This window comes from Sphingomonas sp. CFBP8993 (assembly GCF_034044895.1).
Lineage (GTDB): Bacteria > Pseudomonadota > Alphaproteobacteria > Sphingomonadales > Sphingomonadaceae > Sphingomonas.
In genome coordinates this window covers 502,054-518,694 of sequence record NZ_JAXCWU010000003.1, presented here as the reverse complement: position 1 = coordinate 518,694, position 16,641 = coordinate 502,054, and the positions used below count along the sequence as shown (strand labels likewise).

The 16,641-nt window shown below is 65.8% G+C and carries 17 protein-coding genes and 1 tRNA gene; 5 read left to right on the top strand and 13 right to left on the bottom strand.

All coding sequences use genetic code 11. The features are described from left to right. Positions 1–5: 5 nt before the first annotated feature. From SOM26_RS08600 to SOM26_RS08575, 6 genes are all read right to left on the bottom strand, one after another. Positions 6–194 (bottom strand): DUF4169 family protein, encoded by a 189-nt coding sequence (locus tag SOM26_RS08600; RefSeq protein WP_320452291.1) that lies wholly within the window; start codon positions 192–194, stop codon positions 6–8. Next, entirely contained in the window at positions 194–1,621 is a 1,428-nt protein-coding gene (locus tag SOM26_RS08595; RefSeq protein WP_320452290.1) for a phospholipase D-like domain-containing protein, read from the bottom strand. The genes SOM26_RS08600 and SOM26_RS08595 overlap by 1 nt, the downstream gene beginning before the upstream one ends. Positions 1,622–1,725: 104 nt before the next feature. Beyond that, positions 1,726–2,760 (bottom strand): sulfate/molybdate ABC transporter ATP-binding protein, encoded by a 1,035-nt coding sequence (locus tag SOM26_RS08590; RefSeq protein WP_320452289.1) that lies wholly within the window; start codon positions 2,758–2,760, stop codon positions 1,726–1,728. Beyond that, positions 2,757–3,602, bottom strand: a complete 846-nt coding sequence (gene cysW / locus SOM26_RS08585) for a sulfate ABC transporter permease subunit CysW (protein WP_320452288.1) — start codon at positions 3,600–3,602, stop codon at positions 2,757–2,759. Before cysW ends, SOM26_RS08590 begins: the two co-directional genes overlap by 4 nt. After that, entirely contained in the window at positions 3,599–4,429 is an 831-nt protein-coding gene (cysT, locus tag SOM26_RS08580; protein ID WP_320452287.1) for a sulfate ABC transporter permease subunit CysT, read from the bottom strand. The genes cysW and cysT overlap by 4 nt, the downstream gene beginning before the upstream one ends. A 4-nt stretch (positions 4,430–4,433) precedes the next feature. Then, the gene (locus SOM26_RS08575; RefSeq protein ID WP_320452286.1) at positions 4,434–5,444 is read right to left on the bottom strand and encodes a sulfate ABC transporter substrate-binding protein; all 1,011 of its coding nucleotides are present in this window, start codon (positions 5,442–5,444) and stop codon (positions 4,434–4,436) included. A 242-nt stretch (positions 5,445–5,686) separates the two neighbouring features. On the opposite strand from SOM26_RS08575, the gene SOM26_RS08570 reads away from it, so the two are divergent. Continuing rightward, positions 5,687–7,126, top strand: a complete 1,440-nt coding sequence (locus tag SOM26_RS08570; RefSeq protein WP_320452285.1) for an NAD-dependent succinate-semialdehyde dehydrogenase — start codon at positions 5,687–5,689, stop codon at positions 7,124–7,126. Between the two features lie 41 nt (positions 7,127–7,167). Here the strand turns inward: SOM26_RS08570 and SOM26_RS08565 are convergent, their stop codons facing one another. Next, entirely contained in the window at positions 7,168–7,533 is a 366-nt protein-coding gene (locus SOM26_RS08565; RefSeq protein WP_320452284.1) for a winged helix-turn-helix transcriptional regulator, read from the bottom strand. Between the two features lie 92 nt (positions 7,534–7,625). Between SOM26_RS08565 and SOM26_RS08560 the strand changes: the two genes are divergently transcribed. Beyond that, positions 7,626–8,234, top strand: coding sequence for an NAD(P)-dependent oxidoreductase (locus tag SOM26_RS08560; protein WP_320452283.1), 609 nt, complete (start codon positions 7,626–7,628; stop codon positions 8,232–8,234). A 141-nt stretch (positions 8,235–8,375) separates the two neighbouring features. Further along, positions 8,376–8,451, top strand: a tRNA-Lys gene (locus SOM26_RS08555). A gap of 22 nt (positions 8,452–8,473) precedes the next feature. Here SOM26_RS08555 and SOM26_RS08550 read toward each other — a convergent pair. The 3 genes from SOM26_RS08550 to SOM26_RS08540 all read right to left on the bottom strand — a co-directional run bounded on the left by SOM26_RS08550 (position 8,474) and on the right by SOM26_RS08540 (position 13,727). Further along, positions 8,474–9,103, bottom strand: a complete 630-nt coding sequence (locus tag SOM26_RS08550; protein WP_320452282.1) for a hypothetical protein — start codon at positions 9,101–9,103, stop codon at positions 8,474–8,476. A gap of 114 nt (positions 9,104–9,217) precedes the next feature. Continuing rightward, entirely contained in the window at positions 9,218–10,780 is a 1,563-nt protein-coding gene (locus tag SOM26_RS08545; RefSeq protein ID WP_320452376.1) for a S10 family peptidase, read from the bottom strand. A 361-nt stretch (positions 10,781–11,141) separates the two neighbouring features. Further along, positions 11,142–13,727 carry a M1 family metallopeptidase gene (locus SOM26_RS08540; RefSeq protein ID WP_320452281.1) on the bottom strand — a complete coding sequence of 862 codons (2,586 nt, stop codon included), beginning with the start codon at positions 13,725–13,727 and terminating at the stop codon, positions 11,142–11,144. 134 nt (positions 13,728–13,861) lie between these two features. Here SOM26_RS08540 and SOM26_RS08535 point away from each other — a divergent pair, with 134 nt between their 5' ends. Then, positions 13,862–14,836 carry an NAD(P)H-dependent flavin oxidoreductase gene (locus SOM26_RS08535; RefSeq protein WP_320452280.1) on the top strand — a complete coding sequence of 325 codons (975 nt, stop codon included), beginning with the start codon at positions 13,862–13,864 and terminating at the stop codon, positions 14,834–14,836. Between the two features lie 4 nt (positions 14,837–14,840). Here SOM26_RS08535 and SOM26_RS08530 read toward each other — a convergent pair whose 3' ends face one another. Together SOM26_RS08530 and SOM26_RS08525 are read right to left on the bottom strand one after the other, a co-directional pair. Further along, positions 14,841–15,302 (bottom strand): DUF1465 family protein, encoded by a 462-nt coding sequence (locus SOM26_RS08530; protein ID WP_320452279.1) that lies wholly within the window; start codon positions 15,300–15,302, stop codon positions 14,841–14,843. 97 nt (positions 15,303–15,399) lie between these two features. After that, positions 15,400–15,597 carry a YdcH family protein gene (locus SOM26_RS08525; protein WP_320452278.1) on the bottom strand — a complete coding sequence of 66 codons (198 nt, stop codon included), beginning with the start codon at positions 15,595–15,597 and terminating at the stop codon, positions 15,400–15,402. 203 nt (positions 15,598–15,800) lie between these two features. Here SOM26_RS08525 and SOM26_RS08520 point away from each other — a divergent pair, with 203 nt between their 5' ends. Continuing rightward, entirely contained in the window at positions 15,801–15,956 is a 156-nt protein-coding gene (locus SOM26_RS08520) for a DUF465 domain-containing protein (protein WP_294272988.1), read from the top strand. Between the two features lie 149 nt (positions 15,957–16,105). Here SOM26_RS08520 and SOM26_RS08515 read toward each other — a convergent pair whose 3' ends face one another. Then, positions 16,106–16,507 carry a PilZ domain-containing protein gene (locus tag SOM26_RS08515; protein ID WP_320452277.1) on the bottom strand — a complete coding sequence of 134 codons (402 nt, stop codon included), beginning with the start codon at positions 16,505–16,507 and terminating at the stop codon, positions 16,106–16,108. Positions 16,508–16,641 lie beyond the last annotated feature (134 nt).

Genomic DNA, 16,641 nt, shown 5'->3' with positions numbered 1-16,641 from the left:
TTCCCTCACTGGGGAGGAATTTCATCCCGCTTCGCGCCGTCCAATTCCCTCCGAACCCTCGCCTGCTCGGCCGCATCCCGCAGCTTCTCGCCCTTCGTCCGGCCGAAACACGCGCGGTTTTCCGTCGCCTGTTGCTCGGCGGCCTTGCGGGCCAGACCCTTACGCGCCTGACGGAAGTTGACGACGTCGCCCATCAGTGCCGCCGCAACCGCCGGAACAGTCCCTTGCGCAGGCTCAGCGCCTCGAACATCTCGTCCGGCCCTTCCGGGTCGAGCACTTCATTGTCGGCCAGCCATTCCTCGACGCTCGACAGGTCCGGCGTCTCGTAAGGGCGCAGGCTTCGCCCCTTGCCGCCACGCAGCGTCTCGACGGCCGCGATCAGCGAGCCGGTCCGGGCCACCGTCTCGGTCACGGTGGTCGGCGGCACGCCCAGATGCTCGGCAAGCAGGTCGTCGCGGATCGCCGCGATTCGCTGTCCCGCCGGGCTCTCCGCCTCGACCTCGATTGCCAGGTCGCATTCGGTGTCGAGCCGCATCGAACGATTGTTCAGGTTGGACGAGCCCAGACGGAACACCTGATCATCGGAGATCAGGATCTTGGCATGGCAATAGATCGCCTCGCCCCCGGCGGTGAACGGATGATAGAGCCTCAACCGCCCACGGACGTCGCGCCGCCGCAGCGCCTCGACCAGCCGCGCACGGGCCGTGTCCATCGCGATCGGCTCCAGCCAGCCTTGCGCGGTCAGCGGATTGACGATGACGAATTCCGGCCCGTTCTCTTCGCCCAGCCGCTTGGCGATCGCCTCGGCGACCCGGCGCGAGGCGAAATACTGGCTCTCGATATAGACGTACCGTTCGGCCCGGGCGATCTGGGCGAGGAACAGCGCCTCATTCTCATGCACCGGGGCCTGGTCGTCCATCTCGGGCATGGTCCGGGCGATGGCCACCGGCTGGTTGGTGAAATCGGGCTCCAGCCCCTCGGGCCAGCAACTGGGGCCCGGCACGGCCGGACCCATGGGCTTGCCCCCGGCGGCGTGCCACCGTTCGCGGAACAGCTCGCCCAGGGCATGGGTCACCGGCCCCTCGACCGCGCTGATCGCGTCGTGCCAGGGCTTATAGGGCTGGCCGCCGGGACGCTTGCGACCGGGATCATTGTCGCGATGCTCGCGCGTGTCCCAACGGTCGCTGGTCATGTCGATGCCGCCGCAAAAGGCCAGCTGGTCGTCGATGATGACGATCTTCTGATGGTGCGAGGCGGCGATCGGGTGATGACCGTCCAGCTTGGTATGGATACGCTTGTGCGCCATCCATTTCATGACGGTGAAGAAGGTCTTGCCCCGGAACAACGACTTGATCGCTCCCGTATCCCAGCGCAGCAGGAAAATCTCGAGGTCCGGCTGCCGCTGAACGAGCGAATAGATGAAGTCGCCCAGCGATTCGCCCGGCGCTTCGTCATGGTCCAGCTCGATCCGGGCATCGAAGTCCCAGCCGATCATCAGTATCTGGCGGCGCGCATTCAGCATCGCCCGCCGAGCCAGGCGGAAATAGGTATCCGCATCGACGATGACCGACATCCGATCGGCCTGCTCGATCCGCCAGCATTCCTGTCCGACCTTCACCATGATCTCCCCGTTAGCGGGCGCGTCATGCCCCGCCGATTTCGCGCTGGCAAATGGCGAAACATTGCCGTGCGCAAATCGTCAGGAGATCAGAACACAAAGACGGGTCAGAAGATGCGATAGGAAACGGGGCGGATCGACAAAGCCTGGCCGGGCACGGCCTCGATCGCGACGGGCAGGTCGAAGGTCAGCGGCTCGGCCACGCCCGCCACCTGGGCGGTAATCCGGCGCGAGCGTCCGATCGGACGGCTGGCCAGCACGGTGATTGCCAGCGCATCGGCGTTGCCCGGTTCGGCCAGCTCGACATCGTGCGGGCGGATATGGATTTCCCCCGTCCCCTGCCCCCGTTGCGCATCCGCCACCGTGGCCAGCCCTGCACCGATCACCGCCGCTCCGTCGCGCCGGGTGACAGGCAGGCGGTTCGTCTCGCCGATGAAGGACGAGACGAAGGCGGTGGCGGGGGCACCCTGCACTTCGGCGGGCGTGCCGATCTGCTCGATCACACCGCCGCGCATCACGACGATGCGGTCGGCGATCTCCAGCGCCTCTTCCTGGTCGTGGGTCACGAAGATCGAGGTCAAACCGGTCTCGTCATGGATCCGCCGCAACCAGCCGCGCAGGTCCTTGCGCACCTGCGCATCGAGCGCGCCGAACGGCTCGTCGAGCAGCAGCAGGCGCGGTTCGATGGCGAGCGCACGGGCGAGCGCGACCCGCTGGCGCTGACCACCCGACAGTTGCGCCGGATAACGATCCCCCAGTTGCGGCAGCTGGATCAGCTCCAGCAGCTCGGCGACCTTCGCCGCGATCGCCGCCTTGCCCGGCCGGTCGCGCCGTTTGCGCACCGTCAGGCCGAAGGCGATATTGTCGGCGACCGTCATGTGGCGGAACAGCGCGTAGTTCTGGAAGACGAAGCCGATCCGCCGCTCGGCGGCGGGCGTGCCGGTCATGTCCTGTCCGTCGAACAGCACATGCCCCTCGTCCGCGAAGTCGAGCCCGGCAATGGTCCGCAGCAGCGTCGTCTTGCCCGAGCCCGACGGGCCCAGCAGCGCCAGGAACTCGCCGGGCTGGGTTTCGAGCGTTACTCGGTCCAGCGCGGTGAAGCCCCCGAACCGGCGGGAGATGTTTTCGACAACGATGCTCAATGCGCGGCTCCCGCCCGGTGGATGCCGAAACGCCATTCCAGCACGGTCTTCACTCCCAAGGTCACCAGCGCGAGCGAGGCGAGCAGGGACGCCACCGCGAACGCGCCGACAAAGTCATATTCATTGTACAATATCTCGACATGGAGCGGCATGGTGTTGGTGAGCCCCCGGATATGCCCCGATACGACCGACACCGCGCCGAACTCGCCCATCGCACGGGCATTGCACAGCAACACGCCGTAGAGCAGGCCCCAGCGGATATTGGGCAACGTCACATGCCAGAAGGTCTGCCACCCGCTCGCCCCCAGTGAGCGCGCCGCCTCTTCGTCATCGCGGCCCTGTTCGGCCATCAGCGGGATCAACTCGCGCGCGACGAAGGGGAAGGTGACGAAGACGGTCGCCAGCACGATACCCGGCACTGCAAAGATGATCCGCACGCCATGCGCGGTCAGCCACGGACCCAGCCACCCTTGCGCCCCGAACAGCAACACGAAGATCAGCCCCGACACCACCGGCGACACCGAAAAAGGCAGGTCGATCAGTGAGATGAGAAAGCTTTTTCCGCGAAAATCGAACTTGGCGATCGCCCAGGACGCAGAGACCCCGAACACCGCGTTGACCGGCACCGCGATCGCCGCGACCAGCAGGGTCAGGCGGATGGCGGCCAGCGCGTCCGGGTCGACCAGCGCGTCGACAAACACTTGCCATCCCTTTGCAAGACCACCTGCGAACACCATGACCAGTGGCAGGAAGAGGAACAGCGCCAGAAACAGGAAGCCGACGCCGATCAGCGCACGCCGTGCCCAGGGGCTTTCCTGGGTCGTGGGGTTGGAACCGCTCATCGCACACCCCGCTTGGCGCGCCACGCCTGGAGCAGATTGACGAACAGCAGCATGGCGAAGGACAGGACCAGCATCACGCACGCAATGGCGGTTGCCCCGTCATAGTCGAACTGTTCGAGCTGGGTGATGATCAGCAGCGGCGCGATCTCCGACTTGAACGGCATGTTGCCCGCGATGAAGATGATCGAGCCATACTCCCCCACCCCACGCGCAAAGGCGAGCGCGAAGCCGGTCAGCAGTGCGGGCGCAATGGCGGGCAGGATGACCCGGCGAAAGGTCTGCGCACGGGTCGCCCCCAGCGTCGCGGCGGCCTCCTCCACGTCGCGACCCAGATCAGCGAGAACCGGCTGCACCGAGCGAACAATGAACGGCAACCCAATGAAAATCAGGGCAATCGTAACGCCCAGCGGCGTATAGGCAACCTTGATCCCCAGCCGCGCGAGCAGCGACCCGACCCAGCCATTGTCCGAATACAGCGCCACCAGCGCGATGCCCGCCACCGCCGTCGGCAGGGCGAAGGGCAGGTCGACCGCCGCGTCGATCAGCTTCTTGCCCGGAAACTCATAGCGGACCAGTATCCAGGCGATCAGCAGCCCAAACACCGCATTGACCGCCGCCGCCGCCAGCGCCGCACCGAAGCTGAGCCGATAGGCTGCCAACGCGCGCGGCGACAGTCCGACCTCGGCAAAGCCCTCCCAGCCCATGCCCGCCGCCCGAATGACGAGCGCGGACAGCGGGACCAGAACCACCAGCCCCAGCCAGAACAGGGTCATGCCCATGGTCAGGCCGAAGCCCGGCAGCGCCGAGCGGCGCTTTCCCACCCTCATGCCGTCAACGCCGCGCGGCCTTGCCGGCATAGATGGCATCGAACACGCCGCCATCGGCGAAGTAGCGCTTCTGTGCCGCGCCCCAGCCGCCGAAATCCTGGATCGTCACCATGTCCAGCTTGGGGAAGGTCGCTGCATGCTTGGCCAGCACCGCCTGGTCGCGCGGGCGGTAGAAGTTGCGCGCGGCGATCTCCTGCCCCTCGGCCGTATAGAGGAACTTCAGATATTCGGTCGCCACCTGTTCGGTGCCATGCGCCTTGGCGTTGGCGTCGACCACTGCGACCGGCGGCTCGGCCAGGATCGAGATCGACGGCACGACGATGTCGAACTTGCCCGCGCCCAATTCCTTCTCGGACAGCAGCGCCTCATTCTCCCAGGCGATCAGGACATCGCCCAGCCCGCGCTCGACGAATGTCGTGGTCGCACCACGCGCGCCGGAGTCGAGCACCGGTACGTGAGCGTAGAGATTGGCGACGTACTTCTGCGCCGCCGCGTCCGAGCCCCCTGCCTTCCTGCCATAGGCCCAGGCCGCCAGAAAATTCCACCGCGCGCCGCCGCTGGTCTTGGGGCTGGGCGTGATGACCTGCACGCCCGGCTTCACCAGATCGGCCCAGTCGCGAATGCCCTTCGGATTGCCCTTGCGGACCAGGAACACGATGGTCGAGGTATAGGGCGCGCTGTTGTCGGGCAGGCGGCTCTGCCAGTTGGCGGGGAGCAGCTTGGCCCGCTCGGCCAACGCGTCGATGTCATAGGCGAGCGCCAGCGTCACCACATCGGCCGACAATCCATCGATCACCGACCGCGACTGTTTGCCCGACCCGCCATGGCTCATGCGGAACGACACGGTCTGGCCGGTCTTGGCCTTATAGGCCTTCGCAAAGGCGGCGTTGACGTCCTTGTACAACTCGCGCGTCGGATCATAGCTGACGTTCAGCAGCTCGACCGAGCCCTTGCCGCCGCCATTGCCACCCGAACAGCCAGCCAGGCCGACCGTCCCGATCATCAACGCGGCCATAATGGCCGGAAATGGTGCTCGCATCTGGACCCGTCCCTTTCGTTTCGGTGCCTAACCTATCTCGATCCCCCCGATAGGAAATGCCGGAATGCTTGGGACGCGCAAAGCCCCGCTTTTGCTCCCCCCTTGCGAAGCGAATCCCGACAGAAGCCCGATTTGGCACCCCATGGCCTTGTATCGAAGGGGCGCAAGGACGATCTCCCGCTCGCATTACACCCCCTCCCCAATTCGAAAGGACGCGCATGACCGCCTCGCAACTGGATGTAAAAAATGGCCTTTATATCGGCGGCGAGTGGCTGGGGCCCGAGGGGCGCGACACCCAGGCGGTGCTGAACCCCGCGACCGGCCAGTCGCTGGGCGACCTGCCGCTGGCGACCGCCGCCGACATGGACCGTGCGCTGGAAGCCGCCGCACGCGGGTTCGAACAGTGGCGCAAGACCGCGCCGCAGGAACGCGCCGCCGTTCTGCACCGCACCGCCGCGCTGGTCCGCGAGCGCGCCGAGGATCTCGCCCGCCTCGCCACACTGGAGGAAGGCAAGCCGATCGTCGAGGCGCGGGGCGAGGTCGCCGCGACCGCCGCGCTGCTCGATTTCCATGCGGGCGAGGCGGTCCGCATCTATGGCCGCGTGCTGCCCCGCCCCACCGGCACCCGCTCGCTGGTGCTGCAACAGCCGGTCGGGCCGGTCGCGGCGTTCTGCGCCTGGAACTTCCCGGTGATGAACCCGGTGCGCAAGATCTCGCCCGCCATTGCCGCCGGATGCTCGGTCATCCTTAAGCCCAGCGAGGAAACCCCCGCCAGCGCGATCGCGATCATGCGCTGTTTCCAGGATGCGGGTCTGCCGGGTGACGTCGCGCAGCTCGTCTTCGGCGTGCCCGACGCGGTGTCGCGTCACCTGCTCGCCTCGCCCGTCACCCGCAAGCTCAGCTTCACCGGGTCGGTGCCGGTCGGCAAGCATCTGCTGAAGCTCGCCGCCGACACGGTGATGAAGTCGACCATGGAGCTGGGCGGTCATGGCCCGGTCCTGGTGTTCGACGACTGCGACCTCGACAAGACGCTGGACCTGCTGGTCACCCACAAATTCCGCAATGCGGGCCAGGTCTGCGTCGCCCCCACCCGCTTCCATGTGCAGGAAGGGATTTACGAGCGCTTCGCCAAGGGCTTTGCCGAGCGGGCCGCCGCACTGAAGATCGGCGATGGCCTGTCGTCGGATACGCAGATGGGCCCGATGGCCAATCCGCGTCGCCCCGAAGCGATCGGCGCGATGATCGAGGATGCGGTGCGCAACGGCGCGCGCAAGCTGACCGGCGGCGCGGCGCGGAACGGTGATGGCTTCTTCTTCGCCCCCACCGTACTGGCCGATGTGTCGCTCGACGCGCAGGCGATGAACGAAGAGCCGTTCGGCCCGATCGCGCTGATCCGCCCCTTCGCCACCACCGAGGATGCGATCGCCGAGGCCAATCGCCTGCCCTTCGGCCTGGGCGCCTATTGCTTCACCGAAAACGGCCGCCGCCAGAACCAGCTTGCCGATGAGATCGAGGCAGGCATGGTCGCGATCAATACCGTGCGGCTCAGCTGGGGCGATGCGCCCTTCGGCGGGGTCAAGGAAAGCGGCTACGGCTCGGAGGACGGGCCCGAGGGCATCGCCAACCATATGATCACCAAGTCCGTTCACATCGCCTGACGCGATGACGTCGCCCCAGGCCCGGCTTGGGGCGGATGGGGTCAGGCCCGCGCGCGATAGGCCGCGCGGGCCGCCTCCACGGCGGGCTGATGCATGTCCGCCCAGCGGATGAGCGCGCGCATGGGCTCCATGAACGACCGCCCCAACTCCGTCAGACGATATTCCACCTTGGGCGGCACCTCCGCATAGACGGTCCGCTCGACAAAGCCGTCCTCCTCCAGCCGCCGCAGCGTGCGCGACAGCATCTGTTTCGACACGTCGCCGATCCGCCGCAGCAGGACGTTGAACCGCAACGTCTCCGGCTCCAGCGCGGCGAGGACGAGCAGGCTCCACTGGTCGCCGATCCGGTCCAGCACCTCGCGGATAGGGCACCCGCCCTCCCCGGTCAGCGTCATGGTCACGCCCATGTGACCTGGTCCCTCGAAGATGACGTCTTGTGGTGCGGCGGCGCTCTGCATAGCTCCACGGTCTACAAAGTGGACTGTAAAAAGGAAAGACCATGAAGATCGCGCTTATCGGTGCCTCCGGCAATGCGGGCTCGCGCATCCTGAAGGAACTCTCGGATCGTGGCCATGTGGTGACCGGGATCGCCCGCAACACGGACCGGATCGCGACCCTGCCCGGTGTGACCGCCGTGGCAGGCGACGTGGACCAGCCGGATGCGCTGGCCGACACCTTACGCGGACATGACGCGGTCGTCAGCTCGGTCCATTTCGCGCCGACCGATGCGGCCAGTCTGATCGACACCGTCCGCGCCTCGGGCGTGAAGCGCTATCTGGTCGTGGGCGGCGCGGGCAGCCTGGAGATCGCCCCCGGCCAGCGCCTGATCGACCAGCCAGACTTCCCGGAGGCCTATAAGGCCGAGGCCGCGGCGGGGGCGACGTTCCTCGACCACCTGCGCGCCGTTGATGATCTGGATTGGACCTTCCTGTCGCCCTCCGCGATGTTCGTGCCGGGCCAGCGGACCGGCCGGTTCCGGCTGGGCACCGACCAGCTATTGTCGAACGACCAAGGCAGCAGCATCTCGTTCGAGGATTATGCCATCGCACTCGCCGACGAGATCGAACAGCCGCGCCACATCCGCCAGCGCTTCACCGTCGGCTATTGAGCCGCTTTGCGGTCGGGATCGTCCATCCGATCCCGGCCGCAAGAAAAATGTCAAAAACCCCCTTGGCAGGTCGGACATGCTCGGCTAACAGCGCCCCACCAGACGGGGACTTGGCTCCCCGCCATGCCGCAAACCGGCATCGGACGCATAGCTCAGTTGGTAGAGCAGCTGACTCTTAATCAGCGGGTCCTTGGTTCGAGCCCAAGTGCGTCCACCACCTTTCAGATTATCTTAAATCGCTAACGATCATCTGCGTCGAACCGGTGCCAATCATCTTCGGTAGGAAGATCTGGTCCAGGTGCGAATCGCCGGACCTCCCGCAGAACCATTAACCTGAGTTCTGCGTAGTGCGGCGCGCAATTTCCAATACCAGACGTAACGCGTCGAATGCGGATACGTTCGAAGGCAGTGGGCGAACCATCCACGCAAGGATCGTCCATGTCGCCGGGCCAGTCATCCGTCAGGCGATCAAGCCTTCCAACGAAAGCCTGGTAATCGCGCAACGGCATTTGGAAGCGTCGGACCCGATCCGCCTTCCGTTCGGCACTTTTGTCAGTGACGATCAGAATGCCATTGGCGACGGATGCTTTCGGCGAATGAGAAACAGCCAAAGCATATTCGCTGGTGCCGAACGACGGCATAGCCACGAAGCGCATTCCGTCTCCGTCCAGATGTGAAAGCGCAGGCAATTTTTCTAACAATCGAACTGCATGCTGTCGCCGATAGGAATCGATCTTTTCCTCGATCGGCTCGGCGTGGGTGCGGGTATCTTCCACCACAGCGGCGTTCCATGCCCGACGCGTCCACCATTCCCAGCCGATCACGCTGCCCAAGATGCCTATCTGGAGGATTACGATAGCGGTCGTCACATAGCCGACACGATGAAGACAGATTAGCCAGCGTTTGCGATGCAGCTGATCGATCCCTTCTCGATGTGACATAGCCCTACCGCATCGCTTCCACGTCCATGCCGGACCGTCGCTTTAGCGCGCCCCCTGCCCCGAAGGCGGCACCGGCGGCGTCGACGACTTCGCATCACTCACCGCTTCATCATACCAGCGCGACAAATCCGCCTTCATGCTCCGCAGCGCATCGGGGTTGAGATAGGTCATGTGACCCGCCGGGTAATAGGTGAAACGCAGATTGGCCTGCTGAGCGGGCTCCAGCATCATATGGCCCAGGTCGTTCTCGGTGCCGAAGAACGGCGTGGCCATGTCGTAATAGCCGTTCATCGACAGCACCTTCAGATACGGGTTCGCCCGCATCGCGGCGCCCAGGTCGATCGCGGTGTTGGGGTTGTTCTGCGACCCGTCGGGCGACTTGTGCTTCCAGTTCCAGGTCCAGCCCGCCGCATCTCGTGCCGACAGGCGATAGGGCAACTCGGTCTTATAGCCGAGCGTCGATTGCAGATAGTCCTGGAAGGACGCGATATAAGCCCCTGAAATCGCATCCGAAGAGGCATCCGTCTCCGGCCGTTCTCCGGCCGCGTCGGTGTCGATGCCGAGATAGCGCGAATCGAACCGCCCCACCGTCCGCGCCGATCCCCGCAGCAATTCCTTCTGGAATCGCGGCAGGTCGATGCGCAGATTGGCGCGCTTGATATAGTCGGGCGAGATGCCGATCAGGCGGCTCATCTGTTCGGCGATCTGGTCGCGTTCCTGGGGCGAGATGCTCTGCCCCTTGGCCAGCGCCGACATATAGGGTCCGACCGCGAAGGCCCGCGCCTGCGCCACGACGGTCGCGACATCGGCAGGGCGATCGACCAGGCGGTTGTGATACCAGGCCGTCGCCGCATAGCTGGGCAGGTAATTGAGATAGACCTGATCCAGCCCCGGCTGGCGATAGCCATAGTTCATGATCGAGCTGAGCAGCACGATGCCGTTCAGCGCCATGCCCTTTTCCTGTAACTGATACGCCAGCGCGCCCGAGCGGAGCGTGCCATAGCTTTCGCCGAGCAGGAATTTGGGGCTCATCCAGCGGCCATACTTGGTGACGTAACGCTGGATCGCGCCGGCAAAGACGTCGACATCCTCGTCCACGCCGTAGAATTGCGCGGGCTTCATGTCGCCCAGCGGCCGAGAATAGCCTGTGCCGATCGCATCCAGGAAGACGAGGTCGGTCTTGTCGAGCAGCGAGTCCGGGTTCGGCCCCACGTCATAGGGTGCGGGCCGGACGAATTCCGGGCTGGTCGTGCGGATACGGATCGGCGCGAACGACCCCATGCGCAGCCAGAAGGACGGCGATCCCGGCCCGCCATTGTACAGGAACGTCACCGGCCGCTTGGTGCCCGGCTTCACGCCCTCCAGCGTATAGGCGGTGTAGAACATCGAGGCGGTCGGCTTGCCCTCGATATCGCGCACGGTCAGCGTGCCGGCGGAGGCGATATAGGGATAGGACCGGCCATTAATCGGCACGCTGTCGCGGTGGCGGACCTCGGTCTCGTCCAGCGGCGCGCGCGCCCAGGCGGCCTCGGCCTCCGCCTTGGCGGCTTCGTGATGCGGGGCCTTTTTCTCCCCCTCCTCCTGCGCGGCGAGCGGCGTGGTCATGGCGGTGGCGGCGAGGAGAAGAGCGAGGCTGTTGCGGATCACGAAGGGCCCTCAATTCGATGACAAGAGCGCCATGGTTCCGCTTTTCGACCCTGGAGGCAAGGGGTTGCGGGATTGTGAGGTGATTATCGCCTTCCCGGTTCCGCACGGGCAAGATCGGAGGTTATACGCATGACTTTATTCCGGGCCGTTCCCCGGCGAAGGCCGGGGCCCAGTTGCCATTTGGATGCGAGGGCGCAAAAACCATGTGTGGGAGGCCATCGCCATCGATCGCCTCCCACGCGCCGTCGCTATTCTCTCTCGACGTTGCCCGGACTTAGGCCGGAAGCGGCGGGAAAACATTCTCCCGCCGCTCCGTACCTCAGCGCGCCAGCCAGGCCTGGACGGCGGGCTTCAGCCGGTCGGCGACCGCCTTGCGCACCGCGATCTGCGCGATGGAGCGCTTGGCCCCGCCGCGCGAGCTTTCGGGCAGGTTGGCGGCGGCCCAGCGTTCGATTTTGCCGGGCATCGCCGGATCGTTCGACCCTGCGCCCAGGCCGACGATGAAGGTCGAGCGGTTGCTTTCCTCCAGGAAGCTGTCGACCAGCGCCTTGTTCGCGACCGCCCAGTCGAACGCCATGTCGGGATGCGCACCCGCGATCGAGCGGAGCAGCGACGCGCGCTGCGGCGGGGTGAAGGTGCTGTCCTTCAACACGCTTAGCGCCCGGCGTGCCGCAGCCTCGTCCTCGGCATAACCGAGCAGCGAGACATAGCGGTTCTTCACCACCGGGTTACGCTCGGCCTTGGCGAGTTCGTACAGGCGATCCCACTCGTCCGCCGTCGCGCGGGTGGCATAGGTCGACAGGATTGGCTGGCGGATCGCCGCCGGGATGGCGTTGGGGTTCTTGTCCAGCGCCGAGACATAACCGCGGGCACGCGCCGCGACCATCGCGTCGCCGCTGGTGCCCAGCCGCCCGATCAACGTCTCGCGCAGGTTGGACACCGGCGCTTCCTCGCCCGGCTTGGCCTCGAACCCGACGCGCGCGAGGACCGGCGACAGGATCGCGGCGATCCGGGCGCGCAGCGGCTTTTCGAGCGGGGTGCCCTCATACAGGCCGTCCAGCCGCGAGAGCTCTCCGGTCACCGTCTGCCATTCCAGCGGATCGGCCTCGGGCGATACCTTGGCCATCAGGTCGAACCAGCGGCTGAGATTCTGGTATCCGCCCGCCGCCAGCGCGTAATCGTCGCCCAGCGTGCCCAGGCGATCCTCCAGCGACAGCTTGGTATAGTCGCGCACGATCGCGGCATGGCCCGCATCGTCATACATGACGCGAGTATAGGAGCCCTTGCCCTGGTTCAGGACCAGCGTGCCGCAGCCGCCGACCGTGACCGGTGCCGGGGTCGCGCCGGTGACGATCGCGCTCGCCTGTCCGCCGCCGATCGTGGCGACGCGGATCGGCACATGCCAGGTTTGCGGGGCCTTCGACGCCTCGTCCAGCCCGAAGCGGCCTTGCGACAGCATCGCCACCGTCTTGCCGCCCTCGCAGCGCGCACCCGACAGGGTGATCAGCGGCACACCCGCCTGCAGGGTGAAGTCATGCGCGATGGTCGCGACATTGGTGCCCGACGCCTTGGACAATTCCTCCCAGAGCTGGTCGGTGACCGTGTTCTGGTACTTATACTTCGCCATATAGGCGCGGATGCCGTTGCGGAACGGATCGGCGCCCAGCGTCGATTCCAGCATCCCGATGACCGCCTGACCCTTCAGATAGGTGATGCTGTCGAACGCCTCGCCAATCTGGTCGACCGTCTCGACCTTGCGGATGATCGGGTGGGTCGCGGCGGTGGCGTCGATGCCCATCGCGGATTCGCGCTCGCCCGCGACGCTGGCGGCGGCGGCCTTCCAGCTGGGGTTCAGGTCATTGGAGGCCTTGCCCTCCATCCACGATGCAAAGCCCTCGTTCAGCCACAGATCGTCCCACCAGCGCATGGTGACGAGGTCACCGAACCACTGATGCGCCATTTCATGCGCGACAACGGTGTGGATGCGCTGGCGGTTGCTCTCGGTCATGACCTTGGGGTCGAAGAGCAGCTCGTTCTCGAAATAGAAGATCGCGCCCCAATTCTCCATCGCGCCGAAGAACTGGCTGGAGCCGGGCCCGGCGATCATGTCCATCTTGGGCAGCGGATAGGGCGTGCCGAAATAGTTATTGTAGTAGGACAGCAGCTTGGAAGCCGAGGCGAGCGCATAGTCGCCCTGGTCGACCACGCCCTTGCGGCTGACCACGCCGATCTCGACCCCGTTGGCGTTGACCGTCTTGCGGTCCAGATCGCCCGAGCCGAAATACAGCAGATAGCTCGACATCACCGGCGTTTCGCCGAAGCGATAGAGCTGGGTGCCGTCGGCCTGGGGGGTAACCGAGGCGGCGGGCATGTTGCTGATCGCACGCTGGCCCTTGGGCGCGGTGGCGGACAGGCGGAACCTCGCCTTGAAGGCGGGCTCGTCCCACATCGGCGCGAAGCGGCGGGCATCGGGCGCCTCGAACTGGGTCGCGAGCATCCGCGCCTGGCTGCCATCCGCATTGCTATAGTCGATCGCGAACAGGCCGTTGGCCGACCGATTGATCGTGCCGGTCCAGGCAAACCCGACCTTGTGCCGTCCCACGCTGGCCGCCTGGGGCAGCGTCAGGGTCAGCGTCTGTGCCGTCTTGTCGAACGCAAAGGGCACCGGCTTTCCATCGAAGGTCGCGCGCGTGACGGTCAGTTCGGCGGCGTTTAGCACGATCGTCGCGGTGGCCTGTTTCACATCGACATCGACGGTTTCCTCACCCGCGAAGGTCAGCGCCTTCGCATCGGGGCGCACGGTGATGTCGTACAGGACCGGTGCAACGGTCTGCGGCAGCTGGCCCGCCGCCAGCGCCGGGGTGGAAACGGTCAGGGCCAACAGGACCGATAGGGCGGACTTCATCGCAATCAGGGCCTTTCAATTGGGAATGAAAAATCTCTACGCCCTGTCCAGCCCAAAGCAAATGACGGTCATGTAATAATATTGCACGGGCGTTGCCCGCTGGACACGCTTTACCTTTACGTTATCGTCAAGCCATGAGCCTGCCCCCTGCCCTGAGTCGCCCACCCTTCGACCGTCTCACGCTGCCGGTCATCGGATCGCCGCTGTTCATCATCTCCAACCCGGATCTGGTCATCGCCCAGTGCAAGGCCGGGATTGTCGGCTCGTTCCCCGCCCTGAATGCCCGACCGGCCAGCCTGCTCGACGAATGGCTGCACCGGATCACCGAGGAACTGGCGGCACATGATCGCGCCCATCCCGATCGCCCGGCGGCGCCCTTTGCGGTGAACCAGATCGTCCACCGCTCCAACGATCGGCTGGAGGCGGACCTGGCGGTCTGCGCCAAGTGGAAGGTGCCGATCGTCATCACCTCGCTGGGCGCGCGCGAGGATCTGAATGCGGGTGTCCATGCCTGGGGCGGGATCACCCTGCATGACGTGATCGACGACCGGTTCGCGCGCAAGGCGGTCGAAAAGGGCGCGGACGGGCTGATCGCGGTGGCGACCGGTGCGGGCGGCCATGCCGGACGTCTGTCCCCCTTCGCGCTGGTCCAGGAGATCCGCAGCTGGTTCGACGGTCCGCTGGCCCTGGCGGGCGCGATCGCAACCGGCGACGCGATCCTGGCGGCGCAGGCCATGGGCGCCGACTTCGCCTATATCGGCTCGCCGTTCATCGCCACGGCCGAGGCCCATGCGGCGGAAGCCTATAAGCAGGCGGTCGTCGACGGTCGGGCCAGCGACATCGTCTATTCCAGCCTGTTCACCGGGGTGCATGGCAATTACCTGCGCGCCTCGATCGTCGCGGCGGGACTGGACCCGGACAATCTGCCCGACGGGGACGTCGCGACGATGAACTTCGGCGGAGGTCAGGCGGCCAAGGCGTGGCGCGACATCTGGGGTGCGGGCCAAGGCATCGGCGCGGTCGACCGGATCGTCCCCGCGGCCGAGCGTATCGCCGAACTGGCGCGGCAATATGCCGATGCCCGGGCCAGGCTGTCGCTGCCCCGCTAAAGGCTCAGAACGCCTGGCCCAGCCGCGCGTGCAGCATCTGCACCGGGCTGACGACCGGCACATGCTGATCGGCCAGCAGGTCCAGCCGCTCGGTCCGGCGATGCAGGTCCAGGCTGGCGCGGGTGAGCGTGCGGGCATGCGGCGGCAGTTCGGCCACCAGCCCCTCGTCGGATTCGGGTGAGGAGCCCAGCCGCCGGACCGGATCGCGTGCGTCGGTCCAGCGCATCTCGCCCGCTTCCACCGCGCGCTGGGTCAGGACCCAGGCGATGACATGCATCAGCCGGGTCGTCACCTTCAGCGATTCGCAGGAAAAGGCAACGCGCGCGACTGGGTCCAGCATCTCGCGCTCCTGCCGCCCGACCCCGTCGAAATAACCACGGGCCGCCTCCGCCAACGCCATCGCGTCGACATACAGGCCATCGATCAGCTTGGATTGGAACGGAGAGTCGGACAGGGCGCGGAGCATGGCGCTATGGCTCGCATGAGGGCGAAGGCCGCCACAAGAGGCTGCATCGAACCGCCCTGTCCCGATACGAACCGCCCGGCACGGATCGCTTCGGGAATCAGGCGATGATGTCCGGGATCAGCCGGTCTTCCCACTCCGCCAGTTCGTCGCGCAGGCGCAACTTGCGCTTTTTCAGGCGTGCGATCTGCAACTGGTCGGGGGTGTTGGATTGCAGCAGTGCGGCGATCGCATCGTCCAGATCGCGATGCTCGATGCGCAACAGGTCGATCCGCGCGCGCGCCAGCGTGATGTCCATCCTGCTCCCCCAACCGGGTCGGTGCCGGGAAATCCGACGCCGCGAGCCCCCTCTAGCAAGCTCGCACGCACGCGGCGATAGGCGGCATCGCGTCGTCGCGCCAAATCGCTCGACCGGTCGATTCTGACCAAAATCAGGGGGGACAGATACCCGATTTGGTGATTTACTCACTCTCCCAAAGCAACACAGGAGGTTGAAGCCCTATGCATACGGCGCATCAAACGGCCCTGGAGACCAAGCATGCCACGCTCGACCGGCGGATCAGCGCCGAATCACAGCGTCCCGTGCCCGACGCCTTGATCCTGGCGGATCTCAAGAAGCAGAAGCTCAAGCTCAAGGAAGAATTGCAAGGCCTATAGCCTTGGTCGGCCGCGCGGGTCATCCGGCCCGCCGCGGCCTTTATCGCGGCCGCCCTGTCATCGAACAGGGCCGCCGCTTTTCGCATGATCGTTGCCGCTGCCGCTCAGGCGCCTGCCGTCACTGCGACACTGCCTCACAGCAATGCGTATCAGCCGAACGGGCGCGTCTTCGGGACCGTCGCGGCCTTGGCATATTCCGGGGTCGAGGTGCCGCCGCCGACCGGCTTGCGCACCAGCTTGGGGTCGATCTGGCGATCGAACGCCACGCCGACACGGCCCTGGGTGCACCAGGCGATCCGCCCGGTGATCGCGCCGACACCGCGCAGATCGAGCGCGACCGACGACCCGATTTCGGCCGACACCGGCAGTTCGGCCATCAGGCCACCTTCCGAGATATTACGAACGCGGACTTCGCGCGGCGCGGCTTCGCCGTCCAGGGTCATTTGCGCCATCAGCAACAGGCTGTCGCGCTGGCCGGTCCGATCGCCCTGGGCCTGCCCCTGTGCCGCCGTCGCGGACCCGGTGTCCGGGGTGCGGTTCGTCGCGTCCATATCGCTTGTTCCGTATTCGACCGTTATTGCGCCGCCGCGAACCTAGCCGTGGCGGCGTTTCAAACTGATTAAGATCGGCTTGGCAACAGCCCATTCCCGGCCTTCGGACAAGCCCTTTGCGCTTATCCGAAGCG